General features: G+C 60.1%; 21 protein-coding genes and 1 other RNA gene. 18 read left to right on the forward strand and 4 right to left on the reverse strand.

What is annotated here, in order from left to right; translation table 11 throughout:
• Positions 1-150: 150 nt before the first annotated feature.
• The 4 genes from TU81_RS12370 to TU81_RS12385 form a co-directional block, all read right to left on the reverse strand.
• A complete protein-coding gene (locus TU81_RS12370; RefSeq protein WP_030129808.1) occupies positions 151-729 on the reverse strand; it encodes a BON domain-containing protein in 579 nt (192 codons plus the stop codon).
• Positions 726-1,319, reverse strand: coding sequence for a phosphoheptose isomerase (locus TU81_RS12375; RefSeq protein ID WP_007904374.1), 594 nt, complete (start codon positions 1,317-1,319; stop codon positions 726-728). The genes TU81_RS12370 and TU81_RS12375 overlap by 4 nt, the downstream gene beginning before the upstream one ends.
• Before the next feature lie 104 nt (positions 1,320-1,423).
• Positions 1,424-1,786 carry a YraN family protein gene (locus tag TU81_RS29555; protein WP_007904371.1) on the reverse strand — a complete coding sequence of 121 codons (363 nt, stop codon included), beginning with the start codon at positions 1,784-1,786 and terminating at the stop codon, positions 1,424-1,426.
• Positions 1,786-3,597 carry a penicillin-binding protein activator gene (locus TU81_RS12385; RefSeq protein WP_038981625.1) on the reverse strand — a complete coding sequence of 604 codons (1,812 nt, stop codon included), beginning with the start codon at positions 3,595-3,597 and terminating at the stop codon, positions 1,786-1,788. Before TU81_RS12385 ends, TU81_RS29555 begins: the two co-directional genes overlap by 1 nt.
• Positions 3,598-3,774: 177 nt before the next feature.
• Here TU81_RS12385 and rsmI point away from each other — a divergent pair, with 177 nt between their 5' ends.
• The 18 genes from rsmI (at position 3,775) to lpxC (ending at position 23,260) form a co-directional block, all read left to right on the forward strand.
• Positions 3,775-4,680: a 16S rRNA (cytidine(1402)-2'-O)-methyltransferase gene (gene rsmI, locus TU81_RS12390; protein ID WP_161794736.1), complete on the forward strand. Its 906-nt coding sequence runs from the start codon at positions 3,775-3,777 to the stop codon at positions 4,678-4,680.
• Between the two features lie 73 nt (positions 4,681-4,753).
• Positions 4,754-5,107, forward strand: an RNA gene (gene rnpB, locus TU81_RS29130) — RNase P RNA component class A.
• 353 nt (positions 5,108-5,460) lie between these two features.
• Entirely contained in the window at positions 5,461-5,916 is a 456-nt protein-coding gene (gene mraZ, locus TU81_RS12395; RefSeq protein WP_003205355.1) for a division/cell wall cluster transcriptional repressor MraZ, read from the forward strand.
• The gene (gene rsmH / locus TU81_RS12400) at positions 5,913-6,860 is read left to right on the forward strand and encodes a 16S rRNA (cytosine(1402)-N(4))-methyltransferase RsmH (protein ID WP_038981627.1); all 948 of its coding nucleotides are present in this window, start codon (positions 5,913-5,915) and stop codon (positions 6,858-6,860) included. The genes mraZ and rsmH overlap by 4 nt, the downstream gene beginning before the upstream one ends.
• Positions 6,857-7,150, forward strand: a complete 294-nt coding sequence (gene ftsL / locus TU81_RS12405) for a cell division protein FtsL (protein ID WP_038981628.1) — start codon at positions 6,857-6,859, stop codon at positions 7,148-7,150. The genes rsmH and ftsL overlap by 4 nt, the downstream gene beginning before the upstream one ends.
• Positions 7,150-8,889 carry a peptidoglycan D,D-transpeptidase FtsI family protein gene (locus TU81_RS12410; protein ID WP_173667541.1) on the forward strand — a complete coding sequence of 580 codons (1,740 nt, stop codon included), beginning with the start codon at positions 7,150-7,152 and terminating at the stop codon, positions 8,887-8,889. The genes ftsL and TU81_RS12410 overlap by 1 nt, the downstream gene beginning before the upstream one ends.
• Complete coding sequence (locus TU81_RS12415; protein WP_048395386.1) at positions 8,889-10,352, forward strand: UDP-N-acetylmuramoyl-L-alanyl-D-glutamate--2,6-diaminopimelate ligase; 1,464 nt, start codon at positions 8,889-8,891, stop codon at positions 10,350-10,352. The genes TU81_RS12410 and TU81_RS12415 overlap by 1 nt, the downstream gene beginning before the upstream one ends.
• On the forward strand, positions 10,345-11,712 hold the full coding sequence (locus TU81_RS12420) for a UDP-N-acetylmuramoyl-tripeptide--D-alanyl-D-alanine ligase (RefSeq protein WP_048395388.1): 1,368 nt from the start codon (positions 10,345-10,347) through the stop codon (positions 11,710-11,712). The genes TU81_RS12415 and TU81_RS12420 overlap by 8 nt, the downstream gene beginning before the upstream one ends.
• Positions 11,712-12,794, forward strand: coding sequence for a phospho-N-acetylmuramoyl-pentapeptide-transferase (gene mraY, locus TU81_RS12425; protein WP_007904350.1), 1,083 nt, complete (start codon positions 11,712-11,714; stop codon positions 12,792-12,794). Before TU81_RS12420 ends, mraY begins: the two co-directional genes overlap by 1 nt.
• A gap of 5 nt (positions 12,795-12,799) precedes the next feature.
• On the forward strand, positions 12,800-14,146 hold the full coding sequence (gene murD, locus TU81_RS12430; protein WP_048395390.1) for a UDP-N-acetylmuramoyl-L-alanine--D-glutamate ligase: 1,347 nt from the start codon (positions 12,800-12,802) through the stop codon (positions 14,144-14,146).
• Positions 14,143-15,360: a putative lipid II flippase FtsW gene (ftsW, locus tag TU81_RS12435; protein WP_038981633.1), complete on the forward strand. Its 1,218-nt coding sequence runs from the start codon at positions 14,143-14,145 to the stop codon at positions 15,358-15,360. The genes murD and ftsW overlap by 4 nt, the downstream gene beginning before the upstream one ends.
• Entirely contained in the window at positions 15,350-16,420 is a 1,071-nt protein-coding gene (murG, locus tag TU81_RS12440) for an undecaprenyldiphospho-muramoylpentapeptide beta-N-acetylglucosaminyltransferase (protein ID WP_038981634.1), read from the forward strand. The genes ftsW and murG overlap by 11 nt, the downstream gene beginning before the upstream one ends.
• Positions 16,413-17,873 (forward strand): UDP-N-acetylmuramate--L-alanine ligase, encoded by a 1,461-nt coding sequence (gene murC / locus TU81_RS12445; RefSeq protein WP_038981635.1) that lies wholly within the window; start codon positions 16,413-16,415, stop codon positions 17,871-17,873. The genes murG and murC overlap by 8 nt, the downstream gene beginning before the upstream one ends.
• On the forward strand, positions 17,870-18,829 hold the full coding sequence (locus tag TU81_RS12450) for a D-alanine--D-alanine ligase (protein WP_048395391.1): 960 nt from the start codon (positions 17,870-17,872) through the stop codon (positions 18,827-18,829). The genes murC and TU81_RS12450 overlap by 4 nt, the downstream gene beginning before the upstream one ends.
• A gap of 4 nt (positions 18,830-18,833) precedes the next feature.
• Positions 18,834-19,700 carry a cell division protein FtsQ/DivIB gene (locus TU81_RS12455; RefSeq protein ID WP_038981637.1) on the forward strand — a complete coding sequence of 289 codons (867 nt, stop codon included), beginning with the start codon at positions 18,834-18,836 and terminating at the stop codon, positions 19,698-19,700.
• A gap of 15 nt (positions 19,701-19,715) precedes the next feature.
• Positions 19,716-20,975, forward strand: coding sequence for a cell division protein FtsA (gene ftsA, locus TU81_RS12460; protein WP_007904319.1), 1,260 nt, complete (start codon positions 19,716-19,718; stop codon positions 20,973-20,975).
• Positions 20,976-21,042: 67 nt separating this feature from the next.
• Positions 21,043-22,236, forward strand: a complete 1,194-nt coding sequence (gene ftsZ, locus TU81_RS12465; RefSeq protein WP_007904318.1) for a cell division protein FtsZ — start codon at positions 21,043-21,045, stop codon at positions 22,234-22,236.
• 112 nt (positions 22,237-22,348) lie between these two features.
• A complete protein-coding gene (gene lpxC, locus TU81_RS12470) occupies positions 22,349-23,260 on the forward strand; it encodes a UDP-3-O-acyl-N-acetylglucosamine deacetylase (protein WP_007939852.1) in 912 nt (303 codons plus the stop codon).
• The last annotated feature ends 61 nt before the right edge of the window (positions 23,261-23,321 follow it).

A 23,321-nucleotide genomic window follows, 5' to 3' on the forward strand; every position in this document is an offset into this window, starting at 1 on the left:
TTTTTATTACTTCACCACCTTCAAACGGGTAGGAGCTGCCGAAGGCTGCGATCTTTTGATTTTGCTTTTCAAGATCAAAAGATCGCAGCCTTCGGCAGCTCCTACAGGGGCGATGGCGATCTCGAGGATGCCACCGCCGGTAAGCAAGTATCAGTCGATGTACTCAAACAACTTCACGATCTTCTGCACGCCGGAAACGCCTTGTACCAGATTGGTCGCCTGTGCCGCTTCCTGCTTGGTCAGCAGACCCAGCAAGTAGACGATGCCGTTTTCGGTCACAACCTTGATACGCGACCCCGGGATGGAGGCGTCGGTGAGCATCTGGGTTTTGATCTTGGTGGTCAGCCAGGTGTCATTCTGGCGCGCCAGCAGCGAGGAGGGCGCCAGTACTTGCAGTTCGTTGTGCACCTTCTTCACCCGCTGAACGGCGGCGGCAACCTGTTCGGCCTTGGCCTTGAGGTCGGCGCGAGGGGTTTGGCCGGCGAGCAGCACCACACCGTTGAAGCTGGTGACGACGATGTGCGAGTTGTTGTCCAGGTCAGGATCGGCCTTGGCGATGTTTACACCGGCCTTGGTTTCGATCAGGGAGTCGTCGATCTTGCTGCCGAAGGTACGAGTGCCACGGTCATCATCGATCGGCGCTTCACGGCTGGCGTTAACCACCGAGGTGCAGCCGCTGATGCCAAGGCACAGGGTCAAGGCCAGAAGGCCTAGGCGATTAGGGGTCATTCTTCACTCCCGAACAGTTGGCTGTCGATCAAATCGCAAAGGCAATGGATCGCCAGCAGGTGGACTTCCTGAATACGTGCGGTGACGTTGGCCGGTACGCGAATCTCGACGTCCTCAGGCAATAGCAGTGACGCCATGCCGCCGCCATCACGACCGGTCAATGCTACGACAATCATTTCGCGATCATGTGCGGCCTGGATCGCTTGAATTATGTTTGCCGAGTTGCCGCTGGTGGAAATCGCCAGCAAAACATCACCCGGCTGGCCGAGGGCACGAATCTGTTTGGAGAAGATTTCGTTGTAGCTGTAATCGTTGGCGATCGAGGTGATCGTCGAGCTGTCGGTGGTCAGCGCGATGGCGGGCAGGCTCGGGCGCTCGCGCTCGAAGCGGTTGAGCAGCTCGGACGAGAAGTGCTGTGCGTCACCGGCGGAACCGCCGTTGCCGCACGACAGCATCTTGCCCTCGTTGAGCAGGGCGTTGACCATGACCTGGCTGGCTTGCTCGATGTGCGGTGCAAGTACGTCCATCGCCTGTTGCTTGGTGTCGATACTGGCCTGAAAAAGCTGGCGAATTCGCGATTGCATGTCCATCTGTGTGACCTTAATTAGCGCGGCTACTCGGCACATGAATGTGCAGCCCGCAAAGCAAAGAGCAAAAGTGTTGGGTGAAGGTGTCCGGTTCGGGACGCAAGCGATCAGCTGTCGAAGGCATTCTGCAACCAGTTCAACTGATCAAGGTTGCTGTCGATGGCAACCACGTCGAAGCGGCAGGGGGAATTGGCCCAACGCGACTCGCGCTGAAGAAAATACTGCGCGGCAAAAATCAGTTTCTGCCGTTTGCGCCCATCGATGCTATCGAGAGCGCCACCCCATTGGGTGTTTTTTCTATAGCGGACTTCGACGAATACTACTGTATCGCCATCAAGCATGACCAGATCAAGCTCGCCGCGTTTACACAACCAGTTCTGCGCCAGCAGGCGCAGACCTTGTTGTTGAAGATGCTCGAGCGCATGACGCTCGGCATCTTTACCGCTTTGCTGGCGTGACCTGTCAGGCATCAGCGCGAGGTGTCCGGCAGGCGTTGAATCTGACCGTTGGTGAACTCTGCCCATGGCAACTGACGCTCGACCCGTTGATTCTGAGTCATGCCCAGGCTGCCCGATTGGCCTTGGATGCGGCTGTCCGGCAAGGCCTTGAGTTGCCCCAGGCGCGGTGCCAGGCGATACGCGTCAACGCCCATCGCGTACAGGCGGCCCAGGCTGCCGCCGGCTTGTGGCCATTGTGCAGTGACTTGTTTACGCAGCGGGTCGTTGGCATCCAGCAGCCATGGGGTTTCGCAGAAGCGAATACCGTTCATGTCGTTGTACTGGTTCTGGTCGCCGCTGGCGCTGAATACGTGGGAGGTGGCGTAAACCGGCACGTCACCCGCGTACTGGAAGTTCAGGGTCGGTTTGATCTGTTGAGCCTGTTGCGGCGTCGCGGCCAGGAAGATGAACTCGATGTCCTGACGACGCGAAGGTTGTGCGGCAACCTGCGAGCCAACGGTGCTTTGCAGGCTCTTGGCGCGGCCTTCGCTCTGGCGCAGTTGGAACATGTCGGCAATCTGCTGGGCCAGTTGCACTGGCTGGTCGACGCGTTCGGTGGCGACGATGCTGCCACCGTTGGTTTGCCAATCCTGGCTGAACGCCCTGAGTACGCGGTCGCCCCATTCGCCTTTCGGCACCATGATGGCAGCGCGATGCAGACCGTCGGCGCGTGCACGACGGGACACTTCGCGGGCTTCGTCTTCAGCGGCAAGACCGAACTGGAACAGTTGGGCCGGACCTTGTTCGCCTTCGCTGTAGTTCAGCGCCAGGGTCGTGATTGGCAGTTGCGGGCGCGCGCTGAGCTGTTTGACCAGCGGCTTCTCCAGCGGGCCGACCACCAGTTGCACGCCATCGGCCTGGGCCTTGCGATAGAACTCGTCGAGGGAGGTCAGGCGCGAGCTGTCATAGAACTCGATGGCTGGCGGCTTCTGCCCGGCTTGTTGCGCCTGGTAGTGAGCGGCCATGAAGCCTTCGCGCAGTGCTTTGCCAACCGAACCCAGCGGGCCGTCTTGCGGCAGCAGCAGGGCAATTTTGCTCAGGGGCTGGCTGGCCAGTTCCTTGAGTTTGGTCAGTGGCAATGGCAACTGGATGGCGGCCGGATGCTTGGGATTTTGTTCGCGCCAGTGGTCGATCGCGGCTTGCTGCTGTTCCAGGGTGCCGGCCGTTTTCACCGCCAGCGCCAGACGGATCCAGCCGCCGAGGTCATCGTCGGTGGTCGGCTGCAATTGATCGGTCGGCAGCGACGCGATCAGGGTCCAGATTGCTTCGTGGTTTTTGCTGGCTGCTTCACCTTCAAGCATCGGGGCAATGAAGATGCGCTCCCGTGCGGCGGCCAGGGTCTGGCCGTCGGCCTCAAGGGCGCGGGCATGAACGGTGCCGGTGCGAACCTGTTGTTCGACGGGCAGTTCGCTCAGGCGTTGCAGGCTCGGATGGCTCAGGGCTGTCAGCGCCGCTTTGGGCTGATTGCGGACCATGGCCAGTTCAGCCGCCAGGGTGTTGGCGAAGACTTGTTGACCAGGCTTGAGTTGTTCCACCGGCACCTGTTGCAGGATTTGCGCGGACTGGCCGGCATTGCCCTGACGATAAGCCAGGTCTGCTGCGCTCAAACGCAATAGAGCGGCTTTTTCCGGATCTTTGCTTTGCGTGGCCTGTTCGAGCAGTTGCTCGATACTGGCGTCCGGGGTCCGTGGAAGTTCGCCAAGGCTGGAAGAGGGCGAGCTGGCGCAAGCCGCCAGCAAGGCAGCGAGGCAGAGGGCAGTGAGCAGCCGCAGGCAAGCGATCATGTAAGTGTTCCTGATACTCGATCAAATTAGCGTGGAATTGTACCCAAGCACTGGCCGGGGCGCGATGTTACTGGCGTGAATCGATCAATTTAGCTCGTGCAAATGTTGCAGCACTGCACAAAAGACTGGAAAACCCGGGGAGGGCGAGACGTATCGCAAGCGTCGCTACGCGCTACAATGTCGCCTTTTACCGATCATGAGGTGTGCGCTTTGACTGCTCCAGGTGCTTTGAATTCCGCTGCTGGCTCGCTTTATGTGGTGGCGACGCCCATCGGCAACCTGGACGACATCAGTGCGCGTGCGCTGAAGATCCTGCGCGAGGTCGCCTTGATCGCGGCCGAAGATACTCGTCATTCCCAGCGATTGATGCAGCATTTCGGCATTCCCACGCCGCTGGCGGCCTGCCATGAACACAACGAGCGGGAGGAGGGTAACCGCTTTATCACCCGTCTGCTGGCGGGCGACGATGTGGCGTTGATTTCCGACGCCGGGACGCCGCTGATTTCCGATCCGGGTTATCACCTGGTGCGTCAGGCCCGTGCCGCGGGAATCAATGTGGTGCCGGTTCCGGGTGCATGTGCCTTGATTGCTGCGTTGTCGGCGGCGGGGCTGCCGTCCGACCGTTTCATCTTCGAAGGTTTTTTGCCGGCCAAGGCTGTCGGCCGACGTGCTCGTCTGGAACTGGTAAAAGAAGAACCGCGTACGCTGATTTTCTATGAAGCACCCCATCGGATCCTTGAATGCCTGCAAGACATGGAGTTGGTATTTGGTGCCGAGCGTCCGGCGTTGCTGGCGCGTGAACTGACCAAGACCTTCGAAACCCTCAAAGGCTTGCCGCTGGCCGAGTTGCGCGAGTTCGTCGAATCGGACAGCAATCAGCAGCGTGGCGAGTGTGTGGTGCTGGTGGCGGGCTGGACTGCCCCTGAGACCGAAGACGCGGTCAGCAGTGAAGCCATGCGTATTCTCGACCTGCTACTCGAAGAGATGCCGCTCAAGCGTGCGGCGGCGTTGGCAGCGCAAATTACCGGCGAACGCAAGAATGTGCTCTATCAGGTCGCGCTGGATAAACAGAAGGGCGAGTAAACCGACATGCAGCGCCGGCCAGAGGCTTTTAGCGCTTGTTCTTCGGCCGCTCTGCCGTTAATCTTCGCGGCGGAGAGTCGATCGGACAGTCGCTGCCCTCTATGAAAATTAGGGGGGGGAGGAAAGTCCGGGCTCCATAGGGCGAAGTGCCAGGTAATGCCTGGGAGGCGTGAGCCTACGGAAAGTGCCACAGAAAATAACCGCCTAAGCGCTTCGGCGCCGGTAAGGGTGAAAAGGTGCGGTAAGAGCGCACCGCACGTCTGGCAACAGTTCGTGGCTAGGTAAACCCCACTTGGAGCAAGACCAAATAGGGTCCCAAGGCGTGGCCCGCGCTGGGACCGGGTAGGTTGCTAAAGATGTCCAGTGATGGCCATCGTAGACGAATGACTGTTCAAGACAGAACCCGGCTTACAGATCGACTCTCCACCTTTTTTCCTCTCTGCCGAGTCATTGGCAGCGATGTGTGTAATGGCAATTTCCCTCCCTGCTGAATCAATAGCAGAAGCGCTTTTGTAATACCGAAAAAATCTTACTCTTAACAAACTACTTTAACTTCTGAACGCAGCCTTCTGTGCTGATTCAAGTTATTGAGCGAATTCATCCGTCAGATTCTCGTTAACCCTCCTTTTGCGCTCCTAAATCTCCGTTCTGTAAGGGTTTTCCTTTAATCAGCGCCTTGACGGTGTGGTGGGCGCATTCCTATAGTGTGCGCAAGTGGCGGAAAGTGGCATGAAGTGGGTTTTTTGAGCGTAAAACGCTAATATTTGGAGAAACGCTGACGTGTTTCGCGGAGCTAACGCTATCAGTCTCGATGCAAAGGGCCGTCTCGCTATGCCGAGCCGGTACCGTGACGAGCTGGTTTCGCGTAGTTCCGGTCAATTAATCGTCACCATCGATGCCGTTGATCCGTGTTTGTGTGTTTATCCCCTCGATGAGTGGGAAATTATCGAAACCAAACTGCGCGCACTGCCTTCGCTTCGCGAAGAGAACCGCCGCCTGCAACGTTTACTGATTGGTAATGCCGTCGACCTCGAGCTCGATGGCAGTGGTCGTTTTCTGGTTCCGCCACGTCTTCGCGAATATGCCAAGTTGGATAAGCGCGCAATGTTGGTAGGCCAACTGAACAAGTTCCAATTGTGGGACGAGGATGCCTGGAATGCGGTTTCTGCCGCTGACCTGGCTGCTATTCAACAACCGGGCGCCATGCCTGATGAACTGCGTGATTTAATCCTGTGACTATTGATAGCGGCTTTAACCACATCACCGTACTGCTTGACGAAGCCGTCGAGGCTCTCGCCGTACGTCCTGATGGCTGCTATCTGGACGGTACGTTCGGACGTGGCGGACACAGTCGGTTGATCCTCAGCCAGCTCGGACCAGATGGCCGGTTGCTCGGATTCGACAAAGATCCTCAAGCGATTGCCACCGGGCAAACGCTAGCGGCCGAAGACGGCCGCTTTGTCGTTGTGCAGCGCAGCTTTGCCGAACTCGGTTCGGAAGTCGCCGAACGCGGTCTGGCCGGCAAGGTCAGCGGTGTTCTGCTCGACCTCGGCGTGTCTTCGCCGCAACTCGACGACCCTGAACGCGGTTTCAGTTTCCTCAATGACGGTCCGCTGGACATGCGCATGGACCCATCCCGTGGAATCAGCGCCGCCGAGTTCGTCAACACCGCGCCGGTGGAAGAAATCGCCCGGGTGTTCAAGCAATACGGCGAAGAGCGTTTCTCCGGTCGCATGGCGCGTGCCGTGGCTGAGCGTCGCGACATCAAGCCGTTCGAACGCACTGGCGATCTGGCTGAAGTGCTGAAAGTCGCCAATCCGGCATGGGAAAAGGGCAAGAACCCGGCCACCCGTGCATTCCAGGGCCTGCGCATTCACGTCAACAACGAACTGGGCGATCTGGAAGCCGGCCTCGAAGCCGCACTGGAATGCCTGGAAGTGGGCGGCCGTCTGGTCGTCATCAGCTTCCATTCGCTGGAAGACCGCATCGTCAAACTGTTCATGCGCAAGCTGGTGAAAGGCGAAGCCGACAACCTGCCGCGCAACCTGCCGGTCCGTCACGTCGCTTTCGAACCGGTAATCAAAATCCATGGCAAAGCGCAGACGGCCTCCGACGCCGAACTCAAAGCCAACCCACGTTCCCGTAGCGCCGTCATGCGTGTCGCGGAGAAGTTGCGGTGAGCAAGCTTTTCGCCAAGCCACTTCCCGGCGGAAGCTTTTTCATGCTGCTGTTGTTTGTCGGCGTGCTCGTGTCGGCCATTGGCGTGTCCTATAGCGCGCACTGGAACCGTCAGCTGCTGAATTCGCTGTACGGCGAACTGAGCGTGCGCGACAAGGCGCAGGCGGAGTGGGGCCGGTTGATTCTCGAACAGAGCACCTGGACCGCCCACAGCCGTATCGAAGTCCTGGCCACCGAGCAACTGAAGATGCGCATTCCTGGCGCCGCTGAAGTGCAGATGGTGGCGCCATGATGAAACTCGAAGGCGCGCTCTTTCCATGGCGGTTCCGTCTGGTGGTCGGGTTGCTCGGCATCATGGTGGCGGCGATTGCCTGGCGCATCATCGATTTGCAAGTGGTCGACCGTGCCTTCCTTAAAGGTCAGGGCGATGCGCGCAGCGTTCGTCATATTCCAATTCCGGCTCACCGTGGTCTGATCACCGACCGTAACGGCGAGCCTTTGGCCGTGAGTACCCCAGTCACCACCCTGTGGGCCAATGCCAAGGAAATGCAAACAGCCAAAGAGAAGTGGCCAGCACTCGCGGCTGCCTTGGGGCAGGACCCGAAAGCCCTGGCCGAGCGTCTCGAAGCCCAGGCCAACAAAGAATTCATTTATCTGGTGCGCGGGCTGACCCCCGAGCAGGGCCAGGCTGTGCTCGATCTGAAAGTGCCGGGCGTTTATGGCATCGAAGAGTTCCGGCGTTTCTATCCGGCCGGCGAAGTCACCGCCCACATGGTCGGCTTTACCGACATCGATGACCACGGGCGCGAAGGCGTCGAGTTGGCCTACGACGAATGGCTCGCCGGCGTGCCCGGCAAGCGACAGGTGATCAAGGACCGGCGCGGCCGGCTGATCAAAGATGTCCAGGTCACCAAAAACGCCAAGGCCGGCAAGCCCTTGGCGTTGTCCATTGACCTGCGTCTGCAATACCTGGCCAACCGTGAACTGCGCAACGCGATCATCGAGAACGGCGCCAAGGCTGGCAGCCTGGTGATCATGGACGTGAAGACCGGCGAGATCCTGGCCATGGTCAACCAGCCGACTTACAACCCGAACAACCGTCGCAACCTGCAGCCGGCGATGATGCGTAACCGCGCGATGATCGATGTGTTCGAGCCGGGCTCGACCATGAAGGCGATCTCGATGAGTGCCGCGATCGAAACCGGGCGCTGGAAGCCGACCGATACCGTCGAGGTATATCCAGGCACTTTGCAGATTGGTAAGTACACCATCAAGGACGTATCCAAGAGTGAAGGTCCGGTACTCGACCTGACCGGTATCCTGATCAATTCCAGTAACGTCGGCATGAGTAAGGTCGCGTTCGATATCGGCGGCGAAACGATTTTCCGCCTGGCGCAGAAAGTCGGCCTCGGCCAGGACACCGGCCTCGGCTTCCCGGGCGAGCGCGTCGGCAACCTGCCGAACTACCGCGAATGGCGCAAGGCTGAAACTGCCACGCTGTCCTATGGCTACGGTATTTCCGTGACTGCGATCCAGTTGGTCCACGCCTTTTCGGCCCTGGCCAACAATGGTCGCCTCGCGCCGCTGACCCTGATCAAAACCGACAAGGCGCCGCAAACCACAGAGGTATTGCCGGAAGCCGTCGCGAAAACCATGCAAACCATGTTGCAACAAGTGATCGAAGCCCCGCGCGGTGTATTCCGTGCGCAGGTGCCGGCGTATCACGTGGGCGGCAAATCGGGTACCGCGCGTAAAACGTCGGTCGGCGTCAAAGGCTACGCAGAGAATTCCTACCGCTCGCTGTTCGCCGGCTTCGGCCCGATGAGCGATCCGCGTTACGCAATCGTGGTGGTGATCGATGAACCGACCAAGGCCGGTTACTTCGGTGGTCTGGTATCGGCGCCAGTGTTCAGCAAAGTGATGTCCGGGACCCTGCGCCTGATGAACGTCACTCCGGACAACCTGCCTGCCACTCAACAAGCGAACGCCGTACCGGTCGTTCCGCTGAAAGCTAATGGAGGGCGCGGCTGATGTCGCTGAGCCTGAACAAGATTTTCGCCCACGCCGGCCGCGATCTGTTGATCCGCGAATTGGCGCTGGACAGCCGCAACGTACGAGCAGGCGATCTGTTTCTCGCGGTTCCTGGTGGCAAGTTCGACGGGCGTGCGCATATCGCCGACGCCTTGCAACGCGACGCTGCTGCCGTGGCTTATGAAGTCGAAGGCGCGACTGTGCTGCCGATCACCGATGTGCCGTTGATTCCGGTCAAAGGTCTGGCGGCGCAGCTGTCGGACATCGCCGGGCGCTTTTATGGCGACCCGAGCCGTCATTTGAACCTGATCGGCGTGACCGGCACCAACGGTAAAACCAGCGTGACCCAATTGGTCGCCCAGGCGCTCGACCTGCTCGGTCAGCACTGCGGCATCGTCGGCACTCTGGGCTCCGGTTTCTACGGCGCGCTGGAAAGCGGTCTGCACACCACACCGAACCCGATTGCGGTGCAAGCGACCCTCGCCGATCTGAAAAAGGCCGGCGCCAAAGCTGTGGCCATGGAAGTCTCTTCCCACGGCCTGGATCAGGGCCGCGTGACTGCGTTGGCATTCGATGTGGCGGTGATGACCAACCTGTCGCGCGATCATCTGGATTATCACGGCACCATGCAGGCCTATGGCGAAACCAAGGCCAAGTTGTTCGCCTGGAATGATCTGAAATGCCGGGTGGTCAACCTGGATGACGATTTCGGTCGGCAACTGGCTGCCGATAAAGGCGAGTCGCGACTGATCACTTACAGCCTGGAAGATTCCAGCGCCTACCTGTATTGCCGCGAAGCGCAGTTCGATGACGAAGGCGTGCGCGCCACATTGGTCACGCCGCAAGGCGAGCACCATTTGCGCAGTACCTTGCTCGGTCGTTTCAACTTGAGCAACGTCTTGGCCGCCATCGGCGCCTTGCTCGGGCTGGACTACGCGCTGGACGAAATCCTCAAAGTGCTGCCGAAACTCGAAGGCCCGGCCGGTCGCATGCAGCGCCTGGGCGGCGGTACTCAGCCATTGGTGGTGGTCGATTACGCCCACACACCGGATGCGCTGGAAAAAGTCTTGATGGCCCTGCGTCCTCACGCCAAAGGCCGGTTGCTGTGCCTGTTCGGTTGCGGTGGTGATCGCGATCGCGGCAAGCGTCCGCTGATGGCGGAAGTGGTCGAGCGTCTGGCCGATGGCGTACTGGTCACCGATGACAATCCGCGCACCGAAGACCCGACCGTGATTTTCGACGACATTCGCGCCGGTTTCACCGCAGTGGATAAAGTTGCCTTCGTTGCCGGCCGTGGCCAGGCGATTGCCCAATTGATCGCCAGTGCTTCGGCGGATGATGTGGTTGTCCTGGCCGGTAAAGGTCACGAGGACTATCAGGAAATCAATGGCGAGCGTCACGCTTTCTCCGATCTGGTCGAAGCCGATCACGCCCTGACCGCATGGGAGGTGGCCCATGCTTAAAGCCATGAAACTGAGCGAACTGACCGGCGCATTGAATGGCCGTCTGATTGCCAGCGACGCCAGCTTCGACGGCGTTAGCATCGACAGCCGCGCGATCACGCCCGGCCAGTTGTTTATTGCTCTGGCCGGCCCGCGTTTCGATGGCCATGACTACCTCAATGACGTCGCAGCCAAAGGTGCCGTGGGTGCCTTGGTCGAGCGCGAAGTCACCGACAGCGCGCTGCCGCAACTGCTGGTCAAGGACACCCGCCAGGCCCTCGGCCAATTGGGCGCGATGAACCGTGCGGCATTCACTCAGCCGGTGGTGGCCATCACCGGTTCCAGCGGCAAGACCACGGTCAAGGAAATGCTCGCGAGCATCCTGCGCACGCGCGGTCCAGTGCTGGCGACCCGTGGCAACCTGAACAATGACCTGGGCGCTCCGCTGACCCTGCTCGAACTGGCACCGGAGCATACCGCGGCTGTGATCGAACTTGGCGCTTCGCGACTCGGCGAGATTGCCTACACCGTCGGCATGACCAAGCCCCACGTGGCTGTCATCAACAACGCCGGAACCGCCCACGTCGGCGAGTTCGGCGGGCCGGAAAAAATAGTTGAAGCCAAGGGCGAGATTCTCGAAGGGCTGGATGCCGATGGCATCGCCGTGCTGAATCTCGACGACAAGGCGTTTGAAATCTGGAAAACCCGAGCCGCCGGTCGCAAAGTGCTGACGTTTGCCTTGAGCAACATCAGCGCCGACTTCTACGCCAGCGATCTGGATCGCGATGCTCGCGGTTGCCCGGCGTTCAACCTGCACAGCCCTGAAGGTGTGGAGCGGGTTCAGCTGAACCTGCTCGGCACCCATAACGTCGCCAATGCGATGGCCGCCGCCGCTGCAGCCCATGCCTTGGGCGTGTCGCTGTTCGGCATCGCCACCGGTCTCGGCGCGGTGCAACCGGTCAAGGGCCGCACCGTCGCGCAACTGGCAACTAACGGTATGCGCGTGATCGATGACACGTACAACGCAAACCCCACCTCCATGTGCGCCGCCGTTGATATACTCGCCGGCTTTTCCGGTCGCACCGTTTTGGTGCTCGGAGATATCGGCGAGTTGGGCGATTGGGCGGAGCAGGGGCACCGCGACGTGGGCGAGTACGCCCGCGGCAAAGTTTCCGCGCTTTACGCGGTCGGGCCAATGATGGCTCACGCCGTGAACGCTTTCGGCGAGCAGGCTTTTCACTTCAGCACTCAGGCTGAGCTGATCAAGGCCCTGGAAGCCGAGCAGGACACAAACACCACCATTTTGATCAAGGGCTCGCGCAGCGCCGCGATGGAAAACATCGTCGCCGCTTTGTGCGGGACCCGTCTGGAGAAACATTAATGCTGCTGCTGCTAGCGGAGTATCTGCAACAGTTCTACAAAGGCTTCGCGGTCTTTCAGTACCTGACCCTGCGCGGGATCCTTGGTGTGCTGACCGCGCTGGTCTTGTCGCTGTGCTATGGCCCGTGGATGATCCGCACCTTGCAGAACCGTCAGATCGGTCAATCCGTTCGCAATGACGGTCCGCAATCGCACCTGTCCAAGTCGGGCACCCCGACCATGGGCGGCGCGCTGATTCTTTCGTCCATCGGTGTCAGTACCTTGCTCTGGGCTGACCTGGCCAACCGTTACGTTTGGGTCGTGTTGTTGGTCACCCTGCTGTTCGGCGCCATCGGCTGGGTCGACGATTACCGCAAAGTCATCGAGAAAAACTCCCGCGGCCTTCCGAGCCGCTGGAAGTATTTCTGGCAGTCGGTGTTCGGCCTGGGCGCGGCGATCTTCCTTTATATGACTGCAGCGACGCCGGTAGAAACCACCCTGATCCTGCCGATGCTCAAGGACTACAGCATTCCGCTGGGCGCGGGTTTCATCGTCCTGACCTATTTCGTGATTGTCGGCTCGAGCAACGCGGTCAACCTGACCGATGGTCTCGACGGTCTGGCGATCATGCCTACCGTAATGGTCGGCGGCGGCTTGGGGATCTTCTGCTACCTGTCGGGTAACGTGAAATTCGCTGAATACCTGCTGATCCCTTATGTACCGGGCGCGGGTGAGTTGATCGTGTTCTGCGGCGCGTTGATCGGCGCGGGCCTGGGGTTCCTCTGGTTCAACACCTATCCGGCCCAGGTGTTCATGGGCGACGTCGGCGCACTGGCGCTGGGCGCGGCCCTGGGCACCATCGCGGTGATCGTCCGTCAGGAAATCGTCCTGTTCATCATGGGCGGCGTGTTCGTGATGGAGACCCTGTCGGTTGTCATCCAGGTTGCCTCCTTTAAGTTGACCGGTCGCCGTGTGTTCCGCATGGCACCGATACACCACCACTTTGAACTCAAGGGCTGGCCCGAGCCGCGTGTGATCGTCCGTTTCTGGATCATCACCGTGATTCTGGTACTGGTCGGCCTTGCCACCCTGAAGCTGAGGTAGAACGAGTGTCTCTGATCGCTTCTGACCACTTCCGCATCGTTGTCGGCCTCGGCAAGAGCGGCATGTCCCTGGTTCGCTTCCTGGCGAACCGGGGCGTGTCGTTTGCTGTCGCCGATACGCGGGAAAATCCACCGGAACTGGCCACGCTCAAGCGTGACTATCCGCACGTGGAAGTGCGTTGTGGCGAGCTGGACGTCGAATTCCTGTGCCGTGCCGACGAGCTCTACGTGAGCCCCGGCCTGGCGCTGGCGACCCCGGCCCTGCAGGCTGCCGCCGCCCGTGGCGTGAAGTTGTCCGGCGACATCGAGCTGTTCGCGCGTAACGCGAAGGCACCGATTGTCGCCATCAGCGGTTCCAATGCGAAAAGCACCGTCACCACGCTGGTGGGCGAGATGGCGGCTGCGGCCGGCAAGCGTGTGGCCGTCGGCGGCAACCTTGGCACGCCGGCGCTGGATTTGCTCAGCGACGACATCGAGTTGTACGTGATGGAGTTGTCGAGCTTCCAGCTCGAAACCACCGATCAACTCAACGCCGAAGTGGCGACCGTGCTCAACATCAGCGAAGACCACATGGACCGCTACAGCGGCCTGCCGGCCTATCACTTGGCCAAGCACCGGATCTTCCGGGGCGCGAAGCAGTTTGTGGTTAATCGTCAGGACGCCCTGAGCCGTCCGCTGATGGGCGAAGGTCAGCCGTGCTGGACTTTCGGTTTAAGCAAACCCGATTTCAAGGCCTTTGGTATCCGGGAAGAGGAGGGCGAGAAATACCTGGCCTTCGAATTCCAGAACCTGATGCCAGTACGCGAGTTGAAGATTCGTGGCGCGCATAACCAGTCCAACGCCCTGGCGGCCTTGGCGCTGGGCCACGCCGTGGGGCTGCCGTTTGACGCCATGCTCTCGAGCCTGCGTACCTTCGCCGGCCTCGAGCATCGCTGCCAATGGGTTCGCGACCTCAATGGCGTGAGCTACTACAACGATTCCAAAGCCACCAACGTCGGTGCCGCTCTGGCCGCCATCGAAGGCCTGGGTGCAGACATTGACGGCAAACTCGTGCTGATCGCCGGTGGCGATGGCAAGGGTGCCGAGTTCAAGGACCTGCGTGATCCGGTCGCGGCCAACTGCCGTGCCGTGGTGCTGATGGGCCGGGATTCCGAGTTGATCGCCCAGGCCATCGGCGATGGCGTACCACTGATTCGCGTCAATTCGCTGGACGAAGCTGTCGCGCAATGCCGCGCCATCGCCGAACCGGGCGACGCGGTGCTGCTGTCGCCGGCCTGCGCCAGTTTCGACATGTTCAAGAACTACGAAGATCGCGGTCACCAGTTTGTCCGCGCCGTGGAGGACTTGGCATGAGCCTCCTGAATATCATCAAGCCGTACCCGTCGCCGATCATCACCGGGCGCGGCATCGACCTCGATTTCCCGATGCTCGCCGGTTGCCTGGCGCTGCTGGGTCTTGGGCTGGTGATGATTGCATCGGCATCAACCGAAGTGGCAGCGGTGCAGTCGGGCAGTGCCCTGTATTACATGATTCGCCACCTTATCTACGTGGCGCTGGGCCTTGGTGCCTGCATCGTCACCATGATGATTCCGATTGCTACCTGGCAACGCCTGGGCTGGCTGATGCTGATTGGTGCGTTCGGTTTGCTGGTAATGGTGATCATCCCCGGGATCGGCCGTGAAGTGAACGGTTCGATGCGCTGGATCGGCTTCAGTTTCTTCAACGTTCAGCCTTCCGAGATCGCCAAGGTGTTCGTGGTGATCTACCTCGCCGGTTATCTGGTGCGTCGCCAGAAAGAAGTGCGTGAAAGCTGGATGGGCTTCTTCAAACCGTTCATCGTGCTGCTGCCGATGGCGGGCCTGTTGCTGATGGAACCGGACTTCGGTGCCACCGTCGTGATGATGGGGGCTGCTGCGGCGATGCTGTTCCTCGGCGGCGTCGGGCTGTTCCGTTTTTCCTTGATGGTTGTCCTGGCTGTCGGTGCGGTGGTGTTGTTGATTCAAATGCAGCCCTATCGAATGGCGCGTCTGACCAACTTTGCGGACCCGTGGGCCGACCAGTTCGGTGCTGGCTATCAGTTGTCTCAAGCGTTGATCGCTTTCGGTCGTGGCGAATGGCTGGGCGTTGGCCTGGGCAACAGCGTGCAGAAACAGTTCTACCTGCCGGAAGCCCACACCGACTTCGTGTTCTCGGTCCTGGCCGAAGAACTGGGTGCTGTGGGTTCGTTGTGCACATTGGCGCTGTTCGTCTTTGTCTGTATTCGTGGCATGTACATCGGTTATTGGGCCGAGAAGGCCAAACAGTTTTTCGCCGCTTACATCGCGTATGGCTTGTCGTTCCTGTGGATCGGTCAGTTCCTGATCAACATCGGGGTGAACGTCGGCTTGCTGCCGACCAAAGGTCTGACCCTGCCATTCCTCAGTTATGGCGGCAGTTCGTTGGTGATCTGCTGTGCCTGTCTTGGTTTGTTGCTGCGCATCGAGTGGGAGAGTCGAACCCACTTGGGCAGTGAAGAAATGGAGTTCCATGAGAGCGACTTCGCCGAGGAGCCGAACCATGGGCGCTAACGTATTGATCATGGCTGGCGGCACCGGGGGGCACGTGTTCCCGGCGTTGGCCTGCGCTCGAGAGTTCCAGGCCCGCGGTTACACCGTGCACTGGCTGGGCACGCCGCGCGGGATCGAAAACGATCTGGTGCCGGCGGCCGGTCTTGAATTGCATCGGATCAACGCCAGCGGTTTGCGCGGCAAGGGCAAATTGTCCCTGCTCAAGGCACCGTTCATGTTGCTCAAGTCGATCTGGCAGGCGCGGGCGATTATTCGTCAGTTGCGGCCGGTGTGTGTGGTCGGCTTCGGTGGTTACGTGACCGGCCCCGGCGGCGTTGCAGCCAAACTGGCCGGCGTGCCAGTGATTGTTCATGAGCAGAACGCTGTGGCAGGTACCGCCAATCGGTTGCTGGTGCCGTTGGCCGCCCGAGTCTGTGAAGCGTTCCCCGACACCTTTACCCTGTCGAGCAGCCGTCGCACCACCGGTAACCCGGTGCGCACCGAGCTGTTCCTCGAAACACCGCGACCTGCCCTGGCCGGTCGCAAGGCGCGTTTGCTGATCCTGGGCGGAAGCCTGGGCGCAGAGCCGTTGAACAAGTTGCTGCCTGAAGCCCTGTCGCAAGTCGCCCCCGACCTGCGTCCGGACGTGTTTCATCAGGCCGGCAAAAACCACGATGAAGTGACTGCAGAGCGCTATCGCGCGGCTGGCGTCGAGGCGCAAGTGCAGCCTTTCATCAAAGACATGGCCCAAGCCTATGGCTGGGCCGACCTGGTGGTGTGCCGCGCAGGCGCGCTGACCATCAGTGAACTGGCGGCTGCCGGTCTGCCCTCGATGCTGGTGCCCTTGCCCCACGCGATCGACGATCACCAGACCCGCAACGCCGATTATTTGGCCCGTGAAGGCGCTGCCCTCCTGATGCCGCAAAGAACGACTGGCGCAGCGGATCTTGCCGCTCGCCTGACAGAGGTCTTGATGCAACCGCAACGACTCAACGACATGGCCACCGCGGCACGCCGCCTGGCCAAACCCGATGCCACTCGTAACGTGGTCGATACCTGCCTGGAGGTGGCCCATGGTTGAGAACAAGAAAGCCATGCCGCACCCGGAAATGCGCCGCATCCGTCGCATCCACTTCGTCGGTATCGGCGGCGTGGGCATGTGCGGCATTGCCGAAGTGTTGCTGAACCTGGGCTATGAAGTGTCCGGTTCCGACCTGAAAGCATCGCCGGTGACCGAGCGCCTGGAATCCTTCGGTGCCCACATCTATATCGGCCACCGTGCCGAGAACACCGCGAACGCCGATGTGCTGGTCACCTCCAGCGCCGTGAACACTTCCAACCCGGAAGTCGCCACCGCCCTGGAACGCCGGATTCCGGTGGTGCCGCGCGCCGAGATGCTGGCCGAACTGATGCGCTACCGCCACGGCATCGCCGTCGCCGGTACCCACGGCAAAACCACCACCACCAGCCTGATCGCTTCGGTGTTCGCCGCCGGTGGCCTGGACCCGACATTCGTGATCGGTGGTCGTCTGAACGCCGCGGGCACCAATGCCCAGCTCGGCACCAGCCGTTACCTGATTGCCGAAGCCGACGAAAGCGATGCCAGCTTCCTGCACTTGCAGCCGCTGGTGGCCGTGGTCACCAACATCGACGCCGACCACATGGCGACCTACGACGGCGACTTCAACAAACTGAAGAAAACCTTCGTCGAGTTCCTGCACAACCTGCCGTTCTACGGTTTGGCTGTGGTGTGCCTGGACGATCCGGTAGTGCGTGAGATCCTCCCGCAGGTGAAACGTCCGACGGTCACTTACGGTTTCGGCGAAGACGCCGACGTGCGCGCGATCAATGTGCGTCAGCAGGGCATGCAGACTTTCTTCACCGTATTGCGCCCTGACCGCGAGCCACTGGATGTGTCGGTGAACATGCCGGGCAACCACAACGTGCTGAACGCGCTGGCGACCATTTGCATCGCCACCGACGAAGGCGTCAGCGATGAAGCCATCGTCCAGGGCCTGTCCGGGTTCCAGGGTGTCGGTCGCCGCTTCCAGGTGTACGGCGAGCTGCCGGTTGAAGGCGGCAACGTGATGCTGGTGGACGACTACGGTCACCACCCGACTGAAGTCGCGGCCGTGATCAAAGCCGTGCGCGGTGGCTGGCCGGAGCGCCGTCTGGTGATGGTTTACCAGCCGCACCGTTACAGCCGCACCCGCGATCTGTACGACGATTTCGTCAATGTGCTGGCCGACGCCAACGTGCTGCTGCTGATGGAAGTCTACCCGGCCGGCGAAGAGCCGATCCCGGGCGCTGATAGCCGCAAGCTGTGCAACAGCATTCGCCAGCGTGGTCAGCTCGACCCGATCTACATCGAGCGCGGTATCGACCTCGCGCCAATCGTCAAGCCGCTGCTGCGTGCCGGCGACATTCTGTTGTGCCAGGGCGCCGGTGATATCGGCGGTCTCGCACCGAAACTGTTGAATAGTCCGTTGTTCGCTGGTGCGGTTGCCGCGCCAAGCGTGGGGAAGTTGAAATGACTGCTGCTTATGCCAACCTCGTCTCCACTATCGCGCCGAAAGACTTCGGCCGTGTCGCCGTGCTGTTCGGCGGTAAAAGTGCCGAGCGTGAGGTCTCCCTGAAGTCGGGTAACGCAGTACTCGAAGCACTGCAAAGCGCCGGTGTGGACGCCTTCGGTCTTGATGTGGGCGATGACCTGCTGCAGCGTCTGATGAGCGAAAAAATCGATCGCGCCTTCATCATCCTCCACGGTCGTGGCGGTGAAGACGGCAGCATGCAGGGCCTGCTCGAATGCCTGGGCATTCCGTACACCGGCAGCGGCATTCTGGCCTCGGCACTGGCCATGGACAAACTGCGCACCAAGCAGGTCTGGCACAGTCTTGGTATTCCGACGCCACGCCATGCGGTACTGAGCTCTGAGGCCGATTGTATTTCGGCGGCCACGGAACTGGGCTTCCCTTTGATCGTCAAACCGGCCCATGAAGGTTCCAGTATCGGGATGGCCAAAGTGACTTCCGCGTCCGAATTGATCGACGCTTGGAAAGCGGCCAGTACCTACGATTCGCAAGTGTTGGTCGAGCAATGGATTCAAGGTCCGGAGTTCACCATCGCCACCCTGCGTGACCAGGTGTTGCCACCGATTGCCTTGGGCACGCCACACACTTTCTACGACTACGACGCCAAGTACGTGGCTTCCGATACCCAGTACCGGATTCCGTGTGGCCTGGAAAGCAACAAAGAAAAAGAACTCATGGACCTCACGGCCAAAGCCTGTGAGGCGTTGGGTATCGCCGGTTGGGGCAGGGCAGACGTGATGCAGGACGCCGACGGGCAGTTCTGGTTCCTGGAAGTCAACACCGCACCGGGCATGACCGATCACAGTCTGGTTCCGATGGCGGCCCGTGCCGCTGGCCTGGATTTCCAGCAACTGGTTCTGGCGATTCTGGCCGCCAGTGTTGAAGAACCTAGAGGTTAAGACGATGCAAGGCGCACAGCTTAGACATCAGCCTTCCGCACCCGGCCGCAAGCCGGTGCCGCGGGGTGCCAGCCGAATGGTTGCCAAAGAGCCGATGTCCGCGCGCCTGCCGAAAGCCAACTTTGGTTTTCTGAAAAGCCTGTTCTGGCCCGTGCTGCTGGTTGCGCTGGGGTTCGGCACTTATGAAGGCGCACAGCGTTTGCTGCCGTACGCCGACCGGCCGATCACCAAGATCGCGGTGCAGGGCGACTTGAGTTACATCAGTCAGCAAGCGGTGCAGCAGCGGATCGCCCCATTCGTGGCGTCGAGCTTCTTCACCATCGACCTGGCGGGCATGCGCACCGAGCTTGAACAGATGCCATGGATTGCCCACGCCGAAGTGCGCAGGGTATGGCCGGATCAGGTAGTGATTCGCCTGGAAGAACAACTGCCGGTGGCCCGTTGGGGCGATGAATCGCTGTTGAACAACCAGGGACAGGCGTTCACCCCGCGCGAGCTGGCGAACTACGAACACTTGCCACAGCTGTTCGGCCCGCAGCGGGCCCAGCAGCAAGTGATGCAGCAATACCAGGTACTGAGCCAGATGCTCAGGCCATTAGGCTTCTCGATTGCACGCCTGGAGTTGCGTGAACGAGGCAGTTGGTTCCTGACCACCGGCGCCGGCAGCGCGGGCCCGGGAATCGAACTGCTGCTGGGACGCGGCAAGCTGGTGGAAAAGATGCGCCGCTTCATTGCCATCTATGACAAGACGCTCAAAGAGCAGATTACGAACATTGCGCGCATCGATCTGCGCTATGCCAACGGCCTCGCTGTTGGCTGGCGGGAACCTGTAGCGCCCACGACAGCCCAACCCGCTGTCGCGAAGAATTAAGAAGAGGCAGGACCCATGGCAAACGTGCAAAGCGGCAAAATGATCGTCGGTCTCGATATCGGCACCTCCAAGGTGGTGGCGCTGGTAGGCGAGGTCTCGGACGACGGCACGCTCGAAATCGTCGGGATCGGTACTCATCCGTCCCGCGGCCTGAAAAAAGGCGTAGTGGTGAACATCGAGTCCACCGTCCAGTCGATCCAGCGCGCGATTGAAGAAGCGCAGCTGATGGCCGGTTGCCGGATCCACTCGGCGTTTGTCGGCGTGGCCGGCAATCACATCCGCAGCCTGAATTCCCACGGCATCGTGGCGATTCGTGATCGCGAAGTCAGTTCCGCCGACCTTGAGCGCGTTCTCGACGCCGCCCAGGCTGTGGCGATCCCGGCTGACCAGCGTGTGCTGCACACCCTGCCGCAGGATTACGTGATCGATAACCAGGAAGGCGTTCGCGAGCCGCTGGGCATGTCCGGCGTACGTCTGGAAGCCAAGGTTCACGTGGTCACCTGCGCCGTCAACGCCGCACAGAACATTGAAAAATGCGTGCGCCGCTGCGGCCTGGAAATCGACGACATCATTCTCGAGCAGTTGGCCTCGGCCTACTCGGTCCTGACCGACGACGAGAAAGAGCTGGGCGTGTGCCTGGTGGACATCGGCGGCGGCACCACCGACATCGCGATCTTCACCGAAGGCGCGATCCGTCACACCGCGGTGATCCCGATTGCGGGCGATCAGGTGACCAACGACATTGCCATGGCGTTGCGCACCCCGACCCAGTACGCCGAAGAAATCAAGATTCGCTACGCCTGCGCCCTGGCCAAACTGGCCGGTGCCGGTGAAACCATCAAGGTGCCGAGCGTCGGCGATCGTCCACCGCGCGAGCTGTCCCGTCAGGCCCTGGCCGAAGTGGTCGAGCCGCGTTACGACGAGCTGTTCACCCTGATCCAGGCTGAGCTGCGTCGCAGTGGCTACGAAGACCTGATCCCGGCCGGCATCGTGCTGACCGGCGGTACGTCGAAGATGGAAGGCGCGGTCGAACTGGCCGAAGAGATCTTCCACATGCCGGTTCGCCTGGGCGTGCCGCATGGCGTCAAGGGTCTGGACGACGTGGTCCGCAACCCGATTTATTCCACCGGCGTTGGCCTGTTGATGTACGGCCTGCAGAAGCAGTCCGACGGGATTTCGTTCTCGGGCATCGGCAGCCGCGACAGCTACAGCAATGACGAACCGAAAGTCGCCTTGCTCGATCGCTTCAAGAGCTGGGTACAAGGCAATTTCTAAAGCTTTACCGCAACACCGCTTCAAACAGCAGTAGGCGAAAAAACTAGAGAATGTAAGGAGAGGGAAAATGTTCGAACTCGTAGACAACATCCCCGCAAGCCCGGTAATTAAAGTTATCGGTGTTGGCGGTGGCGGCGGCAACGCTGTCAATCACATGGTCAAGAGCAACATTGAAGGCGTTGAATTCATCTGCGCCAACACTGATGCCCAAGCGCTGAAAAGCATCGGCGCGCGGACCATCCTGCAACTGGGTACCGGCGTGACCAAAGGTCTGGGCGCTGGCGCCAACCCTGAAGTAGGTCGTCAGGCCGCTCTCGAAGACCGTGAGCGCATTGCCGAAGTCCTGCAGGGCACCAATATGGTGTTCATCACTACCGGCATGGGCGGTGGTACCGGTACCGGTGCTGCGCCGATCATTGCCGAAGTGGCCAAGGAAATGGGGATCCTCACCGTTGCGGTGGTGACTCGTCCGTTCCCGTTCGAAGGTCGCAAGCGTATGCAGATCGCCGACGAAGGTATTCGTCTGCTGTCTGAAAGCGTCGACTCGTTGATCACCATTCCCAACGAGAAGCTGCTGACCATCCTCGGTAAAGACGCAAGCCTGCTGTCGGCTTTCGCCAAGGCCGACGATGTACTGGCCGGCGCCGTTCGCGGTATCTCCGACATCATCAAGCGTCCGGGCATGATCAACGTCGACTTTGCCGACGTGCGTACCGTGATGAGCGAAATGGGCATGGCGATGATGGGCACTGGCTGCGCCAGCGGTCCGAACCGTGCACGTGAGGCCACCGAAGCGGCCATTCGCAACCCGTTGCTCGAAGACGTGAACCTGCAAGGCGCACGCGGCATCCTGGTGAACATCACCGCCGGTCCTGACCTGTCCCTGGGCGAGTACTCCGACGTGGGTAGCATCATCGAAGCCTTCGCTTCCGAGCACGCAATGGTCAAGGTCGGTACCGTTATCGATCCGGATATGCGCGACGAGCTACACGTGACTGTTGTTGCCACTGGTTTAGGCGCTAAAATCGAGAAGCCTGTGAAGGTCATCGACAATACCGTTCACACCTCGATGGCTTCCCAGCCACAACAACAAGCCCCTGTTCGTCAAGAACAGCCTGCGGTGAACTACCGTGACCTGGATCGTCCGACCGTCATGCGCAACCAGGCTCAGGCCGGTGCTGCGACTGCCGCGAAGATGAACCCGCAAGATGACCTGGACTACCTGGACATCCCGGCTTTCCTGCGTCGTCAGGCCGATTGATGAAATGTATCAGGGGTATTAGGGTGATTGGTGTTCAGCAAAGGTCTGGTCTGCTATCATCGCCAGCCTTTGTTGATACCAGTTCGCAATTTGCGCTGAAGCGGCCCATGCCATGATAAAACAACGCACCCTGAAGAATATTATCCGTGCCACAGGTGTCGGCCTGCACTCCGGGGAGAAGGTCTACCTGACCCTCAAGCCAGCGCCCGTCGACACCGGCATTGTGTTTTGTCGTGCTGACCTCGACCCTGTGGTGCAGATTCCTGCCCGCGCGGAAAACGTTGGCGAAACCACTATGTCGACCACGCTTGTTAACGGTGACGTCAAGGTGGACACGGTGGAGCACCTGCTCTCGGCCATGGCTGGCCTGGGCATCGATAACGCCTACGTCGAGCTCTCCGCGTCCGAAGTCCCGATCATGGATGGTAGCGCTGGACCCTTCGTATTCCTGATTCAATCGGCCGGCCTGGAAGAACAGGACGCCGCCAAGAAGTTCATCCGGATCCTGCGGGAAGTGACAGTGGAAGACGGCGACAAGCGCGCCACTTTCGTCCCTTTCGAAGGTTTCAAAGTGAGCTTCGAGATCGATTTCGATCACCCGGTTTTCCGTGACCGCACACAAAGTGCAAGCGTGGATTTTTCCAGTACTTCGTTCGTAAAAGAAGTCAGCCGCGCCCGTACCTTTGGTTTCATGAGTGATATCGAGTACCTGCGCAAGCACAACCTCGCACTCGGCGGCAGCGTTGAAAACGCTATTGTGGTCGACGCGGATGGTGTACTGAACGAAGACGGCCTTCGCTATGAAGACGAATTCGTGAAGCACAAGATCCTCGATGCAATTGGTGACCTCTACCTGCTGGGCAATAGCCTGATTGGTGAGTTCAAGGGCTTCAAGTCCGGACATGCATTGAACAACCAGCTGCTGCGCAAGTTGATTGAGCAGACAGATGCTTGGGAAGTCGTGACTTTCGAAGACGCCAGCACTGCACCGATCTCTTACATGCGTCCTGTTGCGGCCGTGTAAGCAAAAAACCTCTCTAGTTTTTAAAGGCTACCTTCGGGTGGCCTTTTTTTATGGCTGGATC

Source organism: Pseudomonas lini (assembly GCF_001042905.1).
GTDB lineage: Bacteria > Pseudomonadota > Gammaproteobacteria > Pseudomonadales > Pseudomonadaceae > Aquipseudomonas > Aquipseudomonas lini.

Excerpts from the sequence above, each read along its gene's own strand:
- murG (WP_038981634.1), top strand. The coding sequence starts at position 15,350 with ATGGGCGCTAACGTATTGATCATGGCTGGCGGCACCGGGGGGCACGTG.
- TU81_RS12450 (WP_048395391.1), top strand. The coding sequence starts at position 17,870 with ATGACTGCTGCTTATGCCAACCTCGTCTCCACTATCGCGCCGAAAGAC.
- TU81_RS12375 (WP_007904374.1), bottom strand. The coding sequence starts at position 1,319 with ATGGACATGCAATCGCGAATTCGCCAGCTTTTTCAGGCCAGTATCGAC.
- lpxC (WP_007939852.1), top strand. The coding sequence starts at position 22,349 with ATGATAAAACAACGCACCCTGAAGAATATTATCCGTGCCACAGGTGTC.
- TU81_RS12420 (WP_048395388.1), top strand. The coding sequence starts at position 10,345 with ATGCTTAAAGCCATGAAACTGAGCGAACTGACCGGCGCATTGAATGGC.
- TU81_RS12410 (WP_173667541.1), top strand. The coding sequence starts at position 7,150 with ATGAAACTCGAAGGCGCGCTCTTTCCATGGCGGTTCCGTCTGGTGGTC.
- ftsA (WP_007904319.1), top strand. The coding sequence starts at position 19,716 with ATGGCAAACGTGCAAAGCGGCAAAATGATCGTCGGTCTCGATATCGGC.
- murC (WP_038981635.1), top strand. The coding sequence starts at position 16,413 with ATGGTTGAGAACAAGAAAGCCATGCCGCACCCGGAAATGCGCCGCATC.
- TU81_RS12370 (WP_030129808.1), bottom strand. The coding sequence starts at position 729 with ATGACCCCTAATCGCCTAGGCCTTCTGGCCTTGACCCTGTGCCTTGGC.
- ftsZ (WP_007904318.1), top strand. The coding sequence starts at position 21,043 with ATGTTCGAACTCGTAGACAACATCCCCGCAAGCCCGGTAATTAAAGTT.
- mraY (WP_007904350.1), top strand. The coding sequence starts at position 11,712 with ATGCTGCTGCTGCTAGCGGAGTATCTGCAACAGTTCTACAAAGGCTTC.
- TU81_RS12415 (WP_048395386.1), top strand. The coding sequence starts at position 8,889 with ATGTCGCTGAGCCTGAACAAGATTTTCGCCCACGCCGGCCGCGATCTG.
- TU81_RS12385 (WP_038981625.1), bottom strand. The coding sequence starts at position 3,597 with ATGATCGCTTGCCTGCGGCTGCTCACTGCCCTCTGCCTCGCTGCCTTG.
- ftsW (WP_038981633.1), top strand. The coding sequence starts at position 14,143 with ATGAGCCTCCTGAATATCATCAAGCCGTACCCGTCGCCGATCATCACC.
- TU81_RS12455 (WP_038981637.1), top strand. The coding sequence starts at position 18,834 with ATGCAAGGCGCACAGCTTAGACATCAGCCTTCCGCACCCGGCCGCAAG.
- rsmI (WP_161794736.1), top strand. The coding sequence starts at position 3,775 with ATGTCGCCTTTTACCGATCATGAGGTGTGCGCTTTGACTGCTCCAGGT.
- TU81_RS29555 (WP_007904371.1), bottom strand. The coding sequence starts at position 1,786 with ATGCCTGACAGGTCACGCCAGCAAAGCGGTAAAGATGCCGAGCGTCAT.